This is a genomic window from Allosphingosinicella vermicomposti (assembly GCF_003012815.1).
Classification (GTDB): domain Bacteria; phylum Pseudomonadota; class Alphaproteobacteria; order Sphingomonadales; family Sphingomonadaceae; genus Allosphingosinicella; species Allosphingosinicella vermicomposti.
This window is the reverse complement of sequence record NZ_PXYJ01000001.1, coordinates 1,017,626-1,035,692: the sequence shown is the minus strand read 5'-3', so window position 1 is coordinate 1,035,692 and position 18,067 is coordinate 1,017,626. Positions and strand designations below refer to the sequence as shown.

The following is an 18,067-nucleotide window of genomic DNA, read 5'->3' as shown; positions in this document are numbered from 1 at the left end:
GAAGTGCTGTCTTTCTTCTTACAAGAAGGGCAGGCCTTCGACAGGCTCAGGCCGAACGGAGTGGGGGAGTGATGGCAGGCTTACGCATCGCGGTTCTGCTTCCGTGCTATAATGAGGAAGCGGCGATCCGGCAGACCGTGGCCGGATTTCGTGCCGCGCTCCCGGCCGCAACCATCTATGTTTACGACAATAACAGCGCCGACCGCACCATGCAGGTCGCGGCAGAGGCAGGTGCGATAGTCCGCTGCGAGAAGATGCAAGGCAAGGGCAATGTCGTCCGTCGTATGTTCGCGGATGTGGATGCCGACATCTATGTGATGGCCGATGGCGACGCGACCTATGACGCCGCCGCCGCTCCGGAAATGCTTCGCCGCCTCGTTGAAGAACAGCTCGACATGGTGGTCGGAGCCCGCCAATCCGAGGTTGAGGAAGCCTATCGCCGGGGCCACAAGCTCGGCAACAAGCTCTTCACCGGCCTCCTCGCCAGCCTGTTCGGCCGCACTTTCACCGACATTTTCTCAGGGTATCGCGTCTTTTCGCGCCGCTTCGTGAAGAGCTTCCCGGCCCTTTCACGCGGTTTCGAAACGGAAACCGAGATCAGCGTCCACGCGCTGGAACTCGCCATGCCGGTGGGCGAAGTGATGACCGCTTATGGAGCTCGCCCGGAAGGGTCAGCATCGAAACTGTCCACCTATCGCGACGGCTGGCGCATCCTGAAAACGATCGTCCATTTGTTCCGGATCGAGCGGCCGGTGCTCTTCTACGGCGGGATTGGCGCCTTCCTGGCCGCACTTGGGGTCGTGCTCGCCATTCCGCTGATCGTCACTTATGCCGAAACCGGCCTCGTGCCGCGTTTCCCGACGGCGATCCTGGTCACGGGCCTGATGATCCTCGCCTCATTGTCGGCCTTTACCGGGCTGATCCTCGACACCGTCGTGCGCGGGCGCCGAGAGGTGAGGCGGCTTGCTTATCTGAGCCTTCCGGCGCCGGGGCAAATTTAACGTCATTCCGGCGAAAGCGGGAATCTTGGGCAGGCGACAGGAAATTCCGGCTTTCGCCGGAATGACGCGTTGAGACGAGATCGGGGCTTGAACCCGGCGTGTTAAGCGCCGATGTTCACCTTATCGAGACCAAAACAGGACTTTCAGGAACCTTATGAACGACGCCATTCGCGACGCCCTCGTCCCCATCGTTATTGAGCAATCGAACCGGGGGGAGCGCAGCTTCGACATCTATTCCCGACTGCTGCGCGAGCGGATCGTTTTCGTAACCGGGCCGGTCGAGGATCATATGGCGACGCTCATCACGGCGCAGCTTCTGTTCCTCGAATCAGAGAACCCCAAGAAGGACATCTTCATGTACATCAACTCGCCGGGCGGGGTTGTTACGGCGGGCATGGCGATCCACGATACGATGCAGTATATCCGCCCGCGCGTCGGCACGGTCTGCATTGGTCAGGCGGCCTCGATGGGCGCGTTCCTTCTTGCGGCGGGTGAACCGGGCATGCGCGTGGCGCTCACCAACGCGCGGATCATGATTCACCAGCCTTCGGGCGGCGCGCAGGGCCAGGCGACGGACATCGAAATCCAGGCCAAGGAAATCCTGCGCATCCGGCACCGGATGAATGAATTGATGGCCAAATATACCGGCCAGCCGATCGAAACGATCGAGAATGCGGTCGAGCGCGACAAATTCCTCGGCGCGGCTGAGGCCAAGGAGTTCGGCCTCGTCGACGAAGTCTTCGAAAAGCGTCCGGAAGTGGGCGATGGTGATGCGACCGGCGCGGCTGAGGTGACGCCCGCTTGATTTAAGCGGAACGCTATTCAGCCGTCAGCCATTGAGATGACGGAAGAACAAGGTAAAATGGTCGTGACCCCAACGGGGCCGCGGCCCCAGTAAGGACATTTATGACGAAGTTAAGCGGCGGCGATTCGAAGAGCACTCTCTACTGCTCCTTCTGCGGGAAATCGCAGCATGAGGTACGGAAGCTCATCGCCGGCCCGACCGTGTTCATCTGCGATGAATGCGTCGAACTGTGCAATGACATCATCCGCGAGGAGACGAAGTCGGCGCTGGTCAAAACCCGCGACGGCGTTCCGACGCCGCTCGAAATCTGCAAGGTGTTGGACGATTATGTGATCGGACAGAGCCACGCCAAGCGCGTGCTCTCCGTCGCCGTCCACAATCATTACAAGCGCCTCAATCACGGCGCGAAGGGCGCGGACGTCGAGCTTGCCAAGTCGAACATCCTGCTCGTCGGCCCGACGGGCTCGGGCAAGACCCTGCTCGCCCAGACGCTGGCCCGCATCCTCGATGTGCCGTTCACCATGGCCGACGCGACGACGCTGACCGAAGCAGGTTATGTCGGCGAAGATGTCGAAAACATCATCCTGAAGCTGCTCCAGGCATCTGACTATAATGTCGAGCGGGCGCAGCGCGGCATCGTCTATATCGACGAAATCGACAAGATCAGCCGCAAGTCGGACAATCCCTCCATCACCCGCGACGTGTCGGGGGAGGGTGTGCAGCAGGCGCTGCTGAAGCTGATGGAAGGCACCACGGCTTCGGTTCCCCCGCAGGGCGGCCGCAAGCATCCGCAACAGGAATTCCTGCAGGTGGACACGACCAACATCCTGTTCATCTGCGGCGGCGCCTTTGCGGGCCTCGAAAAAATCATCGGCGACCGCTTGCAGGGCAAGTCGATCGGTTTCGGCGCCTATGTCGCCGCGCCCGAAGAACGCCGCACCGGCGAGGTGCTGCGGCAGGGCGAGCCGGAAGATCTGCTGAAGTTCGGCCTCATCCCCGAATTCGTCGGCCGCCTGCCGGTCATCGCGACGCTTGAGGATCTCGACACCGAGGCGCTCGTGAAGATCCTGAAGGAGCCGAAGAACGCGCTGGTGAAGCAATATGGCAAGCTCTTCGAGATGGAGGACGTGAAACTCTCTTTCACCGACGAAGCTCTGGTCTCGGTCTCCAAGAAGGCCATCGAGCGCAAGACCGGCGCTCGCGGCCTCCGCTCGATCCTCGAAAATATCCTTCTCGACACCATGTTCGACCTGCCTTCGATGGAAGGCGTTGACGAGGTGATGATCGACAAGGATGTGGTCGAAGGTCGCAAGGAGCCCGTCCGCGTTTATGCCGAAAAGAAGGACGAAAACGCGGCCTGACGCCGGTTCACTTCGGATCGATGAGGGGCTGGCGGGCGACCGCCGGCCCCTTTCATTTTGCCAATATGCTTGATGCCAGAGGGCAGGGGGCCAATATAGGGGACGAGCGCGCGGGGATAATCGCTCCGCGCCCGTGGAGTAGAAATGACCGAATCCTATCCTGTCCTGCCCCTTCGCGACATCGTCGTGTTTCCGCAGATGATCGTGCCGCTATTTGTCGGCCGCGACAAATCGGTGGCGGCGCTGGAAAGCGCGATGGCGGCGGACAAGTCCATTTTCCTCGTCTCGCAGCTGGATCCGTCCGAGGACGATCCTGATCGCGATGCGCTTTACGATCTCGGCGTCGTTGCGACGGTGCTTCAGCTTTTGAAGCTCCCCGACGGCACGGTTCGCGTGCTCGTCGAGGGGCAGAAACGTGCTACGTTGAAGTCACTCGACATGACCGGCGCTCATCTGACCGCCGAAGTAGAAGAGGTGTCGATTACTGACCCAGAGGGCGCGGAGGCGGAAGCCTTGATGCGTTCGGTTGTCGATCAGTTTGAAAATTACTCGAAGCTCAACAAGAAGCTTCCGGCCGAGACCGCCGTTCAATTGGCTGAAATTGAGGGTGCGTCGAAACTTGCCGACGCTGTCGCCGCTAACATCGCGATCAAGGTTGCCGACAAGCAGGCGCTGCTCGCCGAGCTGGATCCGTTAAAGCGGCTCGAAATGGCCTTCGCCTTCATGGAGGGCGAGCTTGGCGTCCTTCAGGTAGAGAAAAAAATCCGCAGCCGCGTGAAGCGGCAGATGGAGAAGACGCAGCGCGAATATTATCTCAACGAACAGCTGAAGGCGATCCAGCGCGAGCTTGGCAACGAAGGCGAGGAAGGCGAGGCGGACGAGCTTACCGAACTTGGTAACAAGATCGCCAAGCTGAAGCTTTCCAAGGAAGCGCGCGCCAAGGCCACGCAGGAGCTCAAGAAGCTCAAGGCCATGGCGCCGATGTCGGCCGAAGCTACCGTGTCGCGCAACTATCTCGATGTGCTCCTTGGGCTCCCTTGGGGCAAAAAGTCGAAGGTTAGAAAGGACATCGCCGAGGCGCAGGCTGTGCTTGATGCCGATCATTATGGGCTTGAGAAGGTCAAGGATCGGATCATCGAATATCTGGCCGTCCAGGCTCGTATGAATAAGCTCAAGGGCCCGATCCTGTGCCTTGTCGGCCCTCCGGGCGTGGGCAAGACCTCGCTCGGCCGCTCGATTGCAAAGGCGACGGGGCGCGAGTTCGTGCGCCAATCTCTAGGCGGCGTGCGCGACGAGGCGGAAATTCGTGGCCACCGCCGCACCTATATCGGCTCGCTTCCGGGAAAGATCGTATCGAACCTGAAGAAAGCAGGAACGTCGAACCCACTCTTCCTGCTCGATGAGATCGACAAGCTCGGCCAGGACTTCCGGGGCGATCCGGCCTCGGCCCTGCTCGAGGTGCTGGACCCGGAACAGAATGCCAAGTTTCAGGATCATTATCTGGAGATCGACTACGATCTTTCGGACATCATGTTCGTCACGACGGCCAACTCCCTCAACCTGCCCCAGCCTCTGCTCGACCGCATGGAGATCATCCGGTTGGAAGGTTATACAGAAGATGAGAAGGTCGAGATCGCCAAGGGCCACTTGATCCCGAAGCAGATCGAATCGCATGGATTGAAAGAAGGCGAGCTGACCTTTGAAGATGCCGGCCTCCGCGCCCTCATCCAGGGTTACACGCGAGAAGCGGGCGTTCGTACGCTCGAGCGGGAGATCGCCAAGGTTGCCCGCAAGGCGCTGCGCAGGATTCTCGAAGGTAAGGTTGAGAGCGTCACGCTTACGCCCGAGAATATCGCGGAATTCGCGGGCGTTCGGAAATTCCGTCACGGCGTTGGCGAAGAAGAGGATCAGATCGGTGCCGTGACCGGCTTGGCTTGGACTGAGGTGGGCGGCGAATTGCTGACCATTGAAGCCGTCACTGTGCCCGGTAAGGGCCAGATCAGGACGACCGGTAAATTAGGTGAGGTAATGCAAGAATCGGTGCAGGCCGCCTTCTCATTCGTAAAGGCGCGCTCCCCGTCTTATGGCGTGAAACCCAGCCTGTTCGCCCGCAAGGATATCCATATCCACTTGCCCGAAGGCGCAGTTCCGAAGGATGGCCCTTCGGCTGGCATTGGTATGGTTACCGCGATCATTTCGACGTTGACCGGCATTCCGGTGCGCCGCGATGTCGCCATGACGGGCGAGGTAACGCTTCGTGGGCGGGTGTTGCCGATCGGCGGCCTCAAGGAAAAACTTCTCGCAGCCCTACGCGGCGGCATCACCACCGTCATCATTCCTCAGGAGAATGAAAAGGATCTTACGGAAATTCCGGCGACCATCCTTGATGGTCTGACCATCGTTCCCGTCACCCATGTCGATGAGGTGCTTGGCCTGGCTCTCGCGACTCCAGTCGCACCGATTGAATGGACGGAGGCGGATGAGCTTGCGGCGGTCCCACCTGCAGAGCTGGCCGCGGCGCCGGACGAGGCAGGCGTCTCAATCCGGCACTGATTTTCAAGAGGAAAGCGCGGACATCCGTTGGAAAATCGCGCTTTCCTTTTGACAGGGCCGTTGTTTCCGATCTTAGATGCGCGCCGGCATGAGCCGCGATTCCACCAATCAAGGGTTCGGGACAGATGAACAAGCAGGAGCTTATCGGCGCCGTCGCGGAGACCACGGGTCTCAGCCGTAGCGACGCCAGCAAAGCCGTTGAAAGCGTTTTCGAAACGATCAGCGGTGCGCTGAAGAAGGGCGACGAAGTCCGCCTCGTTGGTTTCGGTACCTTTGCGTGTAGCCAGCGCAAGGCCTCGACGGGCCGTAATCCGCGCACTGGCGAGCCGATGCAGATCAAGGCATCCAAGCAGCCGAAGTTCAAGGCGGGCAAGGGCCTGAAGGATTCGGTCAACTGAATATCCGGCGGCCGGCGGTGTTCAGCCCCGGCCGTCTTTTTCCAGCCATCGGCTGGACAGCTAATGGACGCGGCTCTAATGGCGTCCCGGTGAGTGCCTTCGGGGCCTCTCATTTCGTCCGAATGGGCGATCAGCGTGGGCGCGTAGCTCAGTGGTAGAGCACACCCTTCACACGGGTGGGGTCGCAAGTTCAATCCTTGCCGCGCCCACCACGCTATCTCTTCTTTCGCAAGCAGTGCTCTGACTTGGTTATCGATAGGAGCTGTGCGTCTACCGCCTCCAGCGGCTGGATCGCTGCACCTTAGACCTGCGCTAAGGCTCACCAAAGAAGACGACACAGACGTCACGGTCGACGAAAGCCATTTGCTTCCTTGACGGGAGGGCAGGGGCGCACGTAAAGCGCCGGCAACAGGCTTTGTGGCGACCGTAGCTCAGTTGGTTAGAGCATCGGTTTGTGGTACCGAGGGTCGCGGGTTCAAGTCCCGTCGGTCGCCCCATTTGTTCCGATAAATCAGCAAATTAGGACAGGATCATGCAGTCGCCTTGGGATTACCCCGATTTCGACGACCATGAGGTCGTGCACTTCGTTACCGATCGGGCCACAGGTCTGAAGGCGATCATCGCGATCCATTCCACCCATCTCGGCCCGGGCGCGGGCGGGGTTCGATTCTGGAATTATGCGGATAGCGCCTCCGCCCTTGCCGACGCACTGCGTCTTTCGCGCGGCATGAGCTACAAGAACGCCATGGCGGGTTTGTCGCTCGGCGGTGGCAAGGCTGTGATCCTTGCTGACGGGGCGCGCACAAAGACGCCGGACATGCTGGCCGCTTATGGCCGCGCCGTGGATCGTTTGGGCGGCTCTTATGTGACTGCGGAAGATGTCGGCATGAACGTTGCCGATCTCGTCGCCGTGTCGAAGCAGACCAAATATGTCTCCGGTCTCCCAGTCGCAGCTGGTGCGGTGGGCGGCGATCCGGGGCCGCACACCAGCTATGGCGTCTATCTGGGCGTCAAAGCGGCGGTGAAGCGCAAGCTCGGCAAGGATAGCCTCTCTGGCCTCCACATCGCGATCCAGGGCGCCGGCAGCGTTGCTGGCGGTCTTGCTCGTCACGCTGCCAAGGACGGCGCGCGGATCAGTATCGCGGATATCGATGCAGTGCGCGCGGCCAGGCTGGCGGACGAAGTCGGGGGCACCGTGGTCGATCCGGCCGGCATCCTCACCATGGAGGCCGATGTGCTCAGCCCCTGCGCGCTGGGTGCGATTCTTACTGAAGAAAGTATCGCGGCTCTTCGCGTTCCCGTTATCGCGGGCGGCGCGAACAACCAGCTCGCAACGCCTGTCGATGGCGACCGAGTCCATGCGCGTGGCATTCTCTACGCGCCGGATTATGTCATCAATGCTGGCGGCATCATCAATGTCGCGTCCGAATATCTGGGCGATGCCGACATGGCGGGCGTCAAGGCGAAGATCGAGCAGATACCTGGCCGCCTCAACACCATTTGGGACGAAAGCAATTCCACAGGCCGCAATCCGGCGGCCGTCGCCGACACGATGGCGCAAAGGCTGATCGGTCGACCCTGATCTCATAGCACAAAGTTAGAGCGTCGCGGGGGCCTTCCGGCCCGCGCGCCGCAATTTCTGCTCTCGGGAGATGGTGTAGAGCCCGCTCGCGATGATGATCGCTGCGCCGGCCCAAGTGGTGGGGGACGGGCGCTTGTCCCAGAATAGCCAGCCAAGCAGCACTGCCCACAGTAATTGCGTATAGTCGAACGGCACGATCGCTGGAACCGGCGCGTGGCGGAGGGAGGCGGTGAGAAACAGCTGCCCCGCCCCACCCGACAGGCCGACAGCGATGAGGATCGCCCACGTCCCGGCGTCATGCGATTGAACGTGGAAGGGCATGAAGAAGAGGCCAACGATCAGCATTGATCCCAAAGTAAACCACAAGACCGTCGTCTGCGGGCTTTCAGTGCGGCCGATCTGGCGGATTGTGATGTTGACGCAAGCGACGCCGAACGCGGCGGTCACGGCAATAGTGAGGCCGATGAGGGGCAGGTCGGCTCCTCCAGGCCGCATGACGATGACCACGCCGATAAAGCCGATAGCTACCGCGGTCCAACGGTGACGCCCGACCTGCTCTTGCAAAATGAGGACGGAGAGGATGACGGAGAAAAGCGGCGCTGCGAAGGAAATCACCGTCGCCTCCGCGAGCGGCAGATAGTCGAGCGCAGAGAAAGCAAACACCATGGAGGTGAGGCCGATCATCATTCGCGTCAGATGCGCTTTGGGTCGCTCCGTCCGCCACGCGCGATAATTTCCGGATAGGGTGATCCAGCCGAGCAGGGGCGGGAGGCCGAAGGCAAAACGATAGAAAATCAACTCCGGCGTGCTGACTCCCGCTTCGTAACCGAGTTTGATCGTCGCGGCCATGATCGCGAAACTGGTCGCAGCCCCAATGCGTAGTCCGATGCCCAGCAACTGGCTTTGGTGCGGACGCTCTGGTTGGTCTTGACTGTATTGCATGAGTAAGGACGGCATGCGCCCAACCGATGCATGGAGCAAGGCCTCGCTATAGAAGTAGAGGTTCTTACCGCTTTCCCCTTTGCGTCCCTTTCGCTAAGAGGGCGCCCGAGATGCATTTCCTCGCCAATCCCGCCCGTTTTCTGAAGATCGCGCGCCCACTGACCCCTTGGCTGGGGTGGAGCGGTGCATTGCTGGTCGCGGTTGGCGTTGGCGTCGGCTTGTTTGTTGCGCCGCCTGATTATCTGCAGGGCGAGAGTGTTCGCATCATTTACATTCACGTGCCCGCAGCCTGGCTCGGCATGGCGGGCTGGACGGGCATTGCACTAGCGAGCCTGATGCAGCTTGTCTGGAGGCATCCGCTGGCTGGTGTTGCGGCCCGCGCAATCGCAGTGCCCGGCGGAGTCTTTGCGGCTTTGTGTCTGGCAACAGGCTCGCTGTGGGGACGCCCGACATGGGGTACATATTGGGAATGGGATGGGCGGCTGACGTCCATGCTTATCCTGCTCTTCCTCTACGTCGCCTACGGCGCGCTCGCCAATGCGGACCGGGAGCGTGGCGGGGAAGGGCGCGCGACAGCGATCTTCGGCCTGATCGGCGCGATCAACATTCCAGTCATTCGCTATTCGGTAGATTGGTGGCGGACGCTTCATCAGGGAAAGAGCATCGGCGTTGCCGGGTCGAGCATCGATAGCGCCATGTTGTGGCCTCTCCTAATTTCCGCGCTCGGCTTCTCGCTGCTCTTTGGAGCGATCGTGCTAATGCGAATGCGCGCGGATTTGGCCCGTACGAAGATCGAAGCAAGGCTGCGGAGGATGGCAGCATGAATCATTGGCTCTTCATCATCGCCGCTTATGCGCTTGTGACCATCGGCGTCGGCAGCCTCACTTTGTTGTCCTATCGCGCGATGCGTAAGGCGGAACGTGACGCTCAGGGCTTCAATCAACTATGATTTTCAGCCCGCGGCCAAAGGCCAAGCATCAACGGCTTGTCCTGCTGCTCGTCGCTATCGCGGCGATGGTGGGTGCGGTGTTGCTCGCTATGTCGGCGATGAAGGACCAAGCTTCCTATTTCTATGCCCCTGGCGACGTCGTGAGGCGCGGCCTGCCACTCGACCGTGCTGTGCGCATCGGCGGGATGGTGCGCGAAGGGTCGCTGGAACGCCTGCGCGATGGCACGACCATCCGTTTCGTGGTCGGCGATGAGACGGAGGCCACCATCCCCGTCACCTTTACCGGCATCGTGCCCGATCTTTTCCGCGAAGGCAGCGGTATGGTGGCGGAGGGGCGGTTCCGCCCGGATGGATCGTTCGTGGCGAGCGAAATTCTTGCCAAGCATGACGAAAATTACATGCCGCCAAAGCTCGGGCCGCAGGGCGATCGGCACGAAAGCGGGACGCTGGAATGATCGCGGAGGCCGGGCTCGCCGCCCTTTGGATCGCGGCCGCTCTTTCCCTTCTTCAACTGAGCTTCGCTGCTACATCGTTGCGCGGCGCTCCGCTTGGCGACGCTGTCCGTCCTGTTGCTGTTGCACAGGGTATTGCTGCTGCACTGTCCTTCGGTTGCCTGACTCTGCTGTTCCTGCAGACCGATCTGTCGGTGCTGCTCGTCGCGCAAAACAGTCATTCGGCTAAGCCCTGGCTGTACAAATTTGCCGGCACATGGGGCAATCACGAAGGGTCGATGCTGCTTTGGGTAACGGTGCTTGCCATTGCGGGCGGCGCCGTTGCCATGTTCGAGCGGCGCTTGGCAGGCTCGACGCTTACCGCGACTCTCGCGGCGCAGGCGGCGATCAGCCTTGGTTTTTACGCGTTCCTTCTTTTTGCCTCCAATCCGTTCGAGCGGCTCGATCCCGCACCCTCACAGGGAATGGGGCTCAATCCCCTGCTTCAGGATCCCGGTCTCGCCTTCCATCCACCGACCCTCTACCTTGGCTATGTCGGCATCTCCGTGGCTTTTTCCTTTGCCGTTGGCGCGCTGATCACGCGCGACGTTGGCCCGGCCTTCGCTCGCGCAATGCGGCCTTGGGTGCTCGGTGCTTGGACTTTGCTTACCATCGGTATAACGGCAGGCAGCTATTGGGCTTATTATGAACTCGGCTGGGGCGGCTGGTGGTTCTGGGATCCGGTTGAAAACGCGTCACTCATGCCGTGGCTCGCCGCAACCGCACTGCTCCACTCCGTGACCGTGCTCGCAACTCGCGATGGCTTGCGCGCCTGGACATTGATGCTGGCGGTCGTGGCCTTTTCGATGTCGATGATCGGCACCTTTCTCGTCCGATCGGGCATTCTGACGAGCGTCCATAGCTTCGCGGTCGATCCGGGGCGTGGCGCCTTCATTCTCGCCCTTCTCGGCCTCTATATCGGCGGCGCACTTCTGCTCTTCGCTCTGCGCGTCAGCACCGTGCGGGAGGGCACGACCTTCGATCCGGTGAGCAGGGAAGGGGCGCTCGTCGCCAACAATCTCCTTCTCTCGGCCATCCTCGGAATCGTTTTTGTTGGCACGCTCTACCCACTTGGCGTGGAAGCCGTAACCGGCGAGAAGCTTTCTGTCGGTCCGCCATATTTCAACACTGCGACCGGTCCGCTTGCTCTCCTTCTCGTCCTTATTATGGGAGCAGGCGCGCTTATCCGTTGGCGCCGTGACCGTGTGGCGGCGGTGACAAAGCGGATGGCGGTGCCGCTTGGTCTGTCCGCGCTCACATTCATTGCGCTGCTGATCTTCGCGCCCGGCATCGGTATATTGCCGCGCCTTGGCCTGACGCTCTCAACCGGCATAGGCGCGGCGAGCTTAGCGCCGCTCTGGGGCCGCAACCTCCGCCGCACGCCACTCGCCATCTGGGGCATGGTGGTTGCGCATTTCGGCGTCGCTGTATGCCTTGGTGGTATGGGGTCGGACAGCGCCTTTACTGTGGAGCGTCTCGCCGCGGTACGCTTGGGCGAGCCGGTGGATGTCGGCCCCTTCACACTTCGGCTCCGTTCGGTTGAGCCAATCGCCGGCCCGAATTGGACCGCGCTGGAAGGGCAAGTCGAAGTCCGCGAGGGTAGCAGTCGGTTTGTCCTTCGCCCGCAGGCCCGCACTTTCACGGCACCACCCACCGACACCAGCGAAGCAGCGATAGCAACACGGGCAGGGGGGCAGCTTTACGCCGTGCTGGGCCGCCAGAATGAAGATGGCCGCTGGCAATTGCGCCTGTGGTGGAAGCCGCTTGTCACGCTCATTTGGTTGGGCGGAGCGCTGGTCGCGCTGGGCGGGCTGCTGGCGTTGATCGGGCGGCTTCGCCGCGAGAACCGCAGGCGGGATTATCAGTCATGAGGCGTCTCATCCTCTGGCTGCCGCTCGCCATCTTTGTCGGCTTCATATTGGTCGTCGCATTCGGCCTCCAACGTCCGCCTCAAGCAACTCTTCAATCTCGCCTGATCGGCAAGCCCGTGCCGGATTTCGCGCTTCCCGCCGCCGTCACCGGGCGCGAAGGATTGGCGAGCGCAGACTTGAAGGGCCGGGGTCCGCGTCTCGTCAATATCTTTGCAAGCTGGTGCGTACCCTGCATCGCCGAGGCGCCCTATCTCATGCAGATGAAGGCGCGGGGAATACCGATCGACGCCATTGCGGTGCGCGATAAACCGGAGGATATCGCGCGCTTCCTTGGCCAGCACGGGGATCCATTCCAGCGCATCGGCGCCGATCGCGATAGCCGGGTCCAACTTGCTTTGGGTTCAGCAGGTGTGCCGGAGACCTTCATCGTCGATGACCAAGGCATCATCCGCTACCACCATATTGGGGGCATTGGGCCCGCGCAGGTGGAAGAACTGGTGCACGCTTATGAGGCGGCGAAATGAGGAGCGCTCCAATCGTCGCCGTTCTGCTGCTCCGCGCGACACCACTCGTGGCCCAGTCCGATCTGCCACCCGCGCCTTATGCTGACACTCAAATCGCGGACCCGGCCAAGGAAGCTGAGGCTAAGGCTCTGATGGAGACCCTGCGCTGCCTCGTTTGCCAAGGCCAGTCCATCGCCGACAGCGACGCTGACATGGCGGGCGATATGCGCGCCTTGGTCCGCAGCCGCATCGCCGCCGGGGAAAGCGCTGACGAGGTTCGAGCTTGGCTGGTCGAGCGCTACGGGGAATGGGTAAGCTACGAACCCCCGGTTTCGCCGCTGACATGGCCGCTCTGGGCCGCCCCTCTGGCGCTCGTCATACTCGGCCTGTTTCTTGCGCGCGGACGGTTCAAACGGAGGCGCCGATGATCGGCTGGCTCATCTTTCTCGCGCTCGCATTCATCTGCCTCATTGGGATGCGCTGGGTCGGCCATTTGCGTGGGGCAGTGTTGCAGTTCCTGGCTGCGGCATTGCTGGTCGCGGCCGCTGGCTATGCCTGGCAGGGACGCCCCGGCCTTCCCTCATCACCCGCCGCGCCGCCCGCCGAGCGCGCTGTCACCTACACGCCGTTTTCAATGGCGCGGAAGGACATGTTCGGCCAGTTCGATGCCTCTGCGGCCTGGCTTAATCTGGCTGACGGCTATCGCGGCCGGGGCGATACAAAGGGGGCAGTGGACATCATCCGCAGCGGCCTTCGCAAGGATCCGGATAATGCGGTGCTGTGGCTGGGGCTTGCCGACAATCTCGTCGTGCATGGCGATGGCGTTGTCACACCCGCCGCCCGATCGGCATTCGAGAAGGCTGCAGAGTTGGCGCCGCAACATCCTGGACCGCGGCTCTTCTTTGGCATGGCGCTGGCGCGGAGTGGGGATTTCGATGAGGCCGAGCGCGTGTGGCGCGAACTGCTCGCCGCATCGCCGACCGATGCGCCGTGGCGGAGGATTGTGGAAGAGCAATTGAGGCTGGTGGAAGAGGCGCGAGCACTGAAGGCGCGCAACTCCGCTCATTAGTCTGTTACCCCGGCGAAAGCCGGGGGTAACAGGGAAGCCAGGCACCTCTCTCGTCACGAAGCCCCGGCTTTCGCCGGGGCCACGCAGTGCGAATTAGGCTGCCTCGTAAGGCAAGTTCAGCGCTTCAGCGACGGCCTGGTGACGAATCTTGCCGTCCGAGACGTTCAAGCCGTTGGCGAGATGCGGATCGGCCTTCATCGCCGCGTCCGCGCCCTGATTGGCGAGGCGCAAGACAAAGGGCAGGGTGGCGTTGTTAAGCGCAAAGGCCGAAGTGCGCGCCACGGCACCCGGCATGTTCGCGACGCAATAATGGATGACGCCGTCAATCTCGAACACCGGATCCTCGTGCGTCGTGGCACGCGAGGTTTCGAAGCAGCCGCCCTGATCGATCGCGATGTCGACGATCACAGATCCGCGCTTCATCGTTTTCAGCATGTCGCGCGTGACGAGCTTCGGCGCTGCCGCGCCAGGCACCAGCACCGCGCCAATCACCAGCTCGGCATTGGCGACGGCATTGGCGATGGCCGCCTTCGACGCATAGGCCGTCTTGATCTGGCTGCCGAAATAGGTGTCGAGCTCCGCCAGACGATCGTTCGAAATGTCGTAGATGGTTACGTCCGCGCGCAGGCCGACGGCCATCTGGGCCGCGTTAAGGCCGGAGACGCCGCCGCCAAGGATCGCGACCTTGGCGGGAGCAACACCCGGAACGCCGCCAAGAAGGACGCCGCGACCACCTTGTTCCTTTTCAAGATAGTGGGCGCCAACCTGCACCGACATGCGGCCGGCCACTTCCGACATCGGCTTCAGGAGCGGAAGGGAGTGGTTGTTCGACGTCACCGTTTCATAAGCGATGCAGGTGGCGCCGGACTTCATCAGCCCTTCGGCCTGCGGCTTGTCGGCGGCAAGGTGGAGGTAGGTGAAGAGCAGGTGGCGCGACTCCAGCATCGCGATTTCGCTTTGCTGAGGCTCCTTCACCTTCACGATCATATCCGATTGCGCGAAGACTTCCGCAGCCGTGCCGACGATGCGTGCGCCGACATCGGTATAGGCCTTGTCGTCGAAATCGATGCCCATGCCGGCTTTCGTCTCGACGATCACTTCGTGGCCCGCCGCCGTCAATTCGGCGACCGACGCGGGCGTAAGTCCCACGCGATATTCGTTATTCTTGATTTCCTTTGGTACGCCGACGCGCATCATCCGCTCCATGGTTTTTACTCTGGCGCGCCCTATAGCGGCACCGTGGCGATTTGCGGAATCATTTTGTCGACGTTGCGAACCCATGCGCGAAGTGCTAATCGCCGCGCGCTTTGGGGCTATGTGCCCCTTTTTTGAGGGATTTCAGGGCGAAAGCCCGGTTGAAATGACCGACTCCTCCGCACCCCAATCGCAAGCGGATTTATCCGCCCATGCCTCCCACCACCAGGAAGGCAGCCTCGCCAAGCTCGCGCTCGGCGCGATGGGAATCGTGTTTGGCGATATCGGTACCAGTCCGATCTACGCGTTCCGCGAAACCTTTGCGGGCCACCACCAATTGGCGCCCGACGAACTGCATATCGTCGGCGTACTGAGTCTCATCTTTTGGTCGATGATGATCGTCGTCTCGATCAAATATGTCGGCATCATCATGCGCGCGGACAATAAGGGGGAAGGGGGCAGCCTCGCGCTGCTCGCCCTTATCAACCGCAAGGCCGAAGGGAAGAAATGGACGGCGGGCATCGTGATGCTCGGCGTCTTCGCGACCGCACTCTTCTACGGCGATAGCATGATTACGCCCGCTATCTCTGTCCTGTCGGCGGTCGAGGGCCTCACCACCGTCGAGTCGAGTTTCGCGCCCTTCGTCATTCCCATCGCGATTGGCCTCCTCATCGGGCTGTTCGCGATCCAAGCCCATGGCACGGCCAAGGTCGGGGCGCTTTTCGGCCCGATCATGATGACTTATTTCGCGACCCTCGCCCTGCTTGGCCTTATCCACATCGCGGCGATGCCGGGCATCATCCTCGAAACGCTCAATCCGTGGAACGCCGTGCAATTCTTCATGGCTGATGGCTGGCTTGCCTTCCTTGCCTTGGGTTCCGTCGTCCTCGCGGTGACGGGCGCGGAAGCGCTCTATGCGGACATGGGGCATTTCGGGCGCAAGCCGATCGGCCTCTCGTGGCTCTGCTTCGTCATGCCCGCGCTTATGCTCAATTATATGGGGCAGGGCGCCATGATCCTCTCGCTCGATCCCGCCGCCGCGCAGGAAGCGGTGAAGAACCCGTTCTTCCTGCTAGCGCCCGATGCGCTTCGCCTGCCGCTCGTTCTCCTCGCGACTTTGGCCACCATCATCGCCAGTCAGGCGGTGATTACCGGCGCTTTCTCCGTGACGCAGCAGGCGATCCAGCTTGGCTTTATTCCGCGCCTGCGCATCCTCCACACCAGCGCGTCCACAGCGGGACAAATCTACATCCCGGTGATCAACTGGGGCCTGATGATCATGGTCATCCTGCTCGTTCTTTTCTTCCAGAGCTCCAGCAACCTCGCCGCAGCTTACGGCATCGCGGTTACCGGCGCGATGTTGATTGACGCCTGTCTACTGACAGTCGTCCTCTTCTCGCTGTGGCAGTGGAGGAAGTGGGTCGCGATCCCGCTCCTCGCAATCTTCTTCTTCGTCGATCTCGCCTATTTCAGTGCCAATATGACGAAGGTTCCGGACGGCGGCTGGGTGCCTTTGCTCATCGGCCTCGTCATTTTCACGCTTCTCACCACCTGGGCGCATGGCCGCAAGCTGATGCTGGAGAGGATGCGCGAAGCATCGATCCCCGCGTCCATCTTCATCAAATCAGCGGCGAGTAGCGCGACCCGCGTACCGGGCACCGCCGTCTTCATGACCACGTCTTCCGAAGGCGTGCCGCACTCATTGCTACACAATTTGAAGCATAATAAGGTGCTGCACGAACGCGTCTTGCTCCTAACCGTGAAGATCGAGGACGTGCCCTATGTGCCCGAGGAAAAAAGGTTTGAGCTGACCGATCTTGGCAGCGGCTTCTATCGTCTCCTCGTCCGCTACGGCTTCATGCAGGATTCGGACGTGCCAGCGGCGCTGCAGCGGGTCGAAAAGTGCGGAGCGGCCTTCAACATGATGGACACGAGCTTCTTCCTCGCGCGCCAGACCCTCCTTCCGTCCACATCGCGGCCTGCAATGCCCGCCTGGCGCGAAAAGCTTTTCAGCTGGATGCTTCGCAACGCCGAAAGCGCGATGGAATTCTTCAAGCTGCCGCCCAACCGCGTGGTTGAACTCGGCAGTCAGGTGGAAATCTGAACGCTCCTGCGCCGATCATCGTCACTGCCCTGTTTGGGGATGGCGACAATGGCTGGCTACAGCATCTGCGCCAGACGCACTTTCCGCCCGAGCGCAATCAGGTGCCCGCACATCTAACGCTCTTCCATCATTTGCCGCCGGGCGTGGAAGGGGAGCTTGGCACGCGGCTTGCCGCTTATACGGCAACACCACCTCCGAAGGCGTGGATTGCAGGCATCATAAACCTGGGCGGAGGCACTGCCTTCCGCGTGGAGAGCGAAGAGTTGGAGGATATCCGAGCCGAACTCGCCTGCGCCTTCCATGGCCTCCTAACGCCACAAGATCAGGCGTCTTGGCGTCCCCACATTACCATTCAGAACAAGGTCGAACCCAAAGTCGCCAAGGCTGTTCAGGATCAGCTCCGCGCCACTTTCGAGCCGCGCCCGCTTAAGATTACCGGCCTCCAAAGCTGGCGCTATCTCGGTGGGCCTTGGGAGCCGATCCGCAAGCACGGCTTCCGGGGGTAAACACTGGTCATACCGGCGAAAACCGGTATCTTTTCGCGGAAGAGTGCCCTCTCGTCATGAGGCTCCGGCTTTCGCCGGAGTGACGCCGGTGCAGGCTTAATCCAGCTGACCAACCCCATCGCAGCTATAGTCGAATGCCGTCAGCCCTGCCTCGAGATGAGACCCTAGTAACGGCATATCGAGCAACTCGTCGATCGCCGTCTCAGGATCATTGTCGCTAGCCTCGGCAAAGGCTTCGTCCCATTCCGTCGCGTCATAGGTGCCACGGCCCACCCAAGCGAGGGCTAAGGCTTCAGCAAGCTGATCGTCAGCCAAATCGTCGAGTGCCGCGCGAAGCTCATCCTCCACATCGTTTAACTCGTCTTCCAAAACCGAAAGCGCCTCGCCGCCTTCATCGTCGAAATCGTCGACATTGTCGGGATCCTCGTCGGGATCGGCGGCGGGCACCTGCGCTTCGGCCTCGCGGGCGCGAATGATGATCCGGCATAAACTGTCGAGGGGGGTGAGCAATTCCATGAAACTCTCCGTATCTTTCCGCTCGAAACGACAGGATAAGCGGCGGGTTCCGGCATGGTTGCGTTCACCTGTTGACCGCCATGCCGCCCCTGCCTATAGCGCGGCCTCGTCGGGTGCGAACACCGCCCGTCATGCCCATGGGGCGGAGTAGCTCAGTTGGTTAGAGCAGCGGAATCATAATCCGCGTGTCGGGGGTTCAAGTCCCTCCTCCGCTACCACGGT

General features: G+C 61.3%; 18 protein-coding genes and 3 tRNA genes. 18 read left to right on the top strand and 3 right to left on the bottom strand.

Going from position 1 to position 18,067, the window contains the following annotated elements; translation table 11 throughout:
- The first annotated feature begins 71 nt into the window (after positions 1-71).
- The 8 genes from C7I56_RS05100 (at position 72) to C7I56_RS05065 (ending at position 7,700) form a co-directional block, all read left to right on the top strand.
- A complete protein-coding gene (locus C7I56_RS05100) occupies positions 72-1,001 on the top strand; it encodes a glycosyltransferase family 2 protein (protein ID WP_106639397.1) in 930 nt (309 codons plus the stop codon).
- Positions 1,002-1,155: 154 nt separating this feature from the next.
- Entirely contained in the window at positions 1,156-1,806 is a 651-nt protein-coding gene (gene clpP / locus C7I56_RS05095) for an ATP-dependent Clp endopeptidase proteolytic subunit ClpP (RefSeq protein ID WP_106639396.1), read from the top strand.
- A 101-nt stretch (positions 1,807-1,907) separates the two neighbouring features.
- Positions 1,908-3,167, top strand: a complete 1,260-nt coding sequence (clpX, locus tag C7I56_RS05090; protein ID WP_106639395.1) for an ATP-dependent Clp protease ATP-binding subunit ClpX — start codon at positions 1,908-1,910, stop codon at positions 3,165-3,167.
- Positions 3,168-3,311: 144 nt separating this feature from the next.
- Positions 3,312-5,720 carry an endopeptidase La gene (lon, locus tag C7I56_RS05085; protein WP_106639394.1) on the top strand — a complete coding sequence of 803 codons (2,409 nt, stop codon included), beginning with the start codon at positions 3,312-3,314 and terminating at the stop codon, positions 5,718-5,720.
- Between the two features lie 107 nt (positions 5,721-5,827).
- Complete coding sequence (locus tag C7I56_RS05080) at positions 5,828-6,118, top strand: HU family DNA-binding protein (RefSeq protein WP_280951951.1); 291 nt, start codon at positions 5,828-5,830, stop codon at positions 6,116-6,118.
- 137 nt (positions 6,119-6,255) lie between these two features.
- A tRNA-Val gene (locus C7I56_RS05075) sits at positions 6,256-6,330 on the top strand.
- 208 nt (positions 6,331-6,538) lie between these two features.
- Positions 6,539-6,615, top strand: a tRNA-His gene (locus C7I56_RS05070).
- A 35-nt stretch (positions 6,616-6,650) separates the two neighbouring features.
- Positions 6,651-7,700: a Leu/Phe/Val dehydrogenase gene (locus C7I56_RS05065; RefSeq protein WP_106639392.1), complete on the top strand. Its 1,050-nt coding sequence runs from the start codon at positions 6,651-6,653 to the stop codon at positions 7,698-7,700.
- Between the two features lie 15 nt (positions 7,701-7,715).
- Here the strand turns inward: C7I56_RS05065 and C7I56_RS05060 are convergent, their stop codons facing one another.
- Positions 7,716-8,642, bottom strand: a complete 927-nt coding sequence (locus C7I56_RS05060) for a DMT family transporter (protein ID WP_280951950.1) — start codon at positions 8,640-8,642, stop codon at positions 7,716-7,718.
- 110 nt (positions 8,643-8,752) lie between these two features.
- Here C7I56_RS05060 and ccmC point away from each other — a divergent pair, with 110 nt between their 5' ends.
- Genes ccmC through C7I56_RS05030 form a run of 7 tightly spaced genes read left to right on the top strand, consistent with a single transcriptional unit; the run spans position 8,753 to position 13,525 of the window.
- On the top strand, positions 8,753-9,466 hold the full coding sequence (gene ccmC, locus C7I56_RS05055) for a heme ABC transporter permease CcmC (protein ID WP_106639390.1): 714 nt from the start codon (positions 8,753-8,755) through the stop codon (positions 9,464-9,466).
- Entirely contained in the window at positions 9,463-9,591 is a 129-nt protein-coding gene (locus C7I56_RS12705) for a hypothetical protein (protein WP_280951946.1), read from the top strand. Before ccmC ends, C7I56_RS12705 begins: the two co-directional genes overlap by 4 nt.
- Positions 9,588-10,046, top strand: coding sequence for a cytochrome c maturation protein CcmE (gene ccmE / locus C7I56_RS05050; RefSeq protein WP_106639389.1), 459 nt, complete (start codon positions 9,588-9,590; stop codon positions 10,044-10,046). Before C7I56_RS12705 ends, ccmE begins: the two co-directional genes overlap by 4 nt.
- Positions 10,043-11,953 (top strand): heme lyase CcmF/NrfE family subunit, encoded by a 1,911-nt coding sequence (locus tag C7I56_RS05045; RefSeq protein ID WP_106639388.1) that lies wholly within the window; start codon positions 10,043-10,045, stop codon positions 11,951-11,953. The genes ccmE and C7I56_RS05045 overlap by 4 nt, the downstream gene beginning before the upstream one ends.
- Positions 11,950-12,477 (top strand): DsbE family thiol:disulfide interchange protein, encoded by a 528-nt coding sequence (locus C7I56_RS05040; protein WP_106639387.1) that lies wholly within the window; start codon positions 11,950-11,952, stop codon positions 12,475-12,477. The genes C7I56_RS05045 and C7I56_RS05040 overlap by 4 nt, the downstream gene beginning before the upstream one ends.
- On the top strand, positions 12,474-12,884 hold the full coding sequence (locus tag C7I56_RS05035) for a cytochrome c-type biogenesis protein (RefSeq protein WP_106639386.1): 411 nt from the start codon (positions 12,474-12,476) through the stop codon (positions 12,882-12,884). Before C7I56_RS05040 ends, C7I56_RS05035 begins: the two co-directional genes overlap by 4 nt.
- Positions 12,881-13,525, top strand: a complete 645-nt coding sequence (locus C7I56_RS05030) for a tetratricopeptide repeat protein (protein WP_158702997.1) — start codon at positions 12,881-12,883, stop codon at positions 13,523-13,525. The genes C7I56_RS05035 and C7I56_RS05030 overlap by 4 nt, the downstream gene beginning before the upstream one ends.
- Positions 13,526-13,618: 93 nt before the next feature.
- Here C7I56_RS05030 and ald read toward each other — a convergent pair whose 3' ends face one another.
- The gene (gene ald, locus C7I56_RS05025; protein WP_106639655.1) at positions 13,619-14,719 is read right to left on the bottom strand and encodes an alanine dehydrogenase; all 1,101 of its coding nucleotides are present in this window, start codon (positions 14,717-14,719) and stop codon (positions 13,619-13,621) included.
- A 166-nt stretch (positions 14,720-14,885) separates the two neighbouring features.
- On the opposite strand from ald, the gene C7I56_RS05020 reads away from it, so the two are divergent.
- Positions 14,886-16,823 (top strand): potassium transporter Kup, encoded by a 1,938-nt coding sequence (locus C7I56_RS05020; RefSeq protein ID WP_106639654.1) that lies wholly within the window; start codon positions 14,886-14,888, stop codon positions 16,821-16,823.
- A complete protein-coding gene (locus C7I56_RS05015) occupies positions 16,820-17,329 on the top strand; it encodes a 2'-5' RNA ligase family protein (protein WP_106639384.1) in 510 nt (169 codons plus the stop codon). Before C7I56_RS05020 ends, C7I56_RS05015 begins: the two co-directional genes overlap by 4 nt.
- A gap of 96 nt (positions 17,330-17,425) precedes the next feature.
- On the opposite strand, the gene C7I56_RS05010 is transcribed toward C7I56_RS05015, so the two are convergent.
- A complete protein-coding gene (locus tag C7I56_RS05010; RefSeq protein ID WP_106639383.1) occupies positions 17,426-17,845 on the bottom strand; it encodes a DUF3775 domain-containing protein in 420 nt (139 codons plus the stop codon).
- A 141-nt stretch (positions 17,846-17,986) separates the two neighbouring features.
- On the opposite strand from C7I56_RS05010, the gene C7I56_RS05005 reads away from it, so the two are divergent.
- Positions 17,987-18,063, top strand: a tRNA-Met gene (locus C7I56_RS05005).
- Positions 18,064-18,067 lie beyond the last annotated feature (4 nt).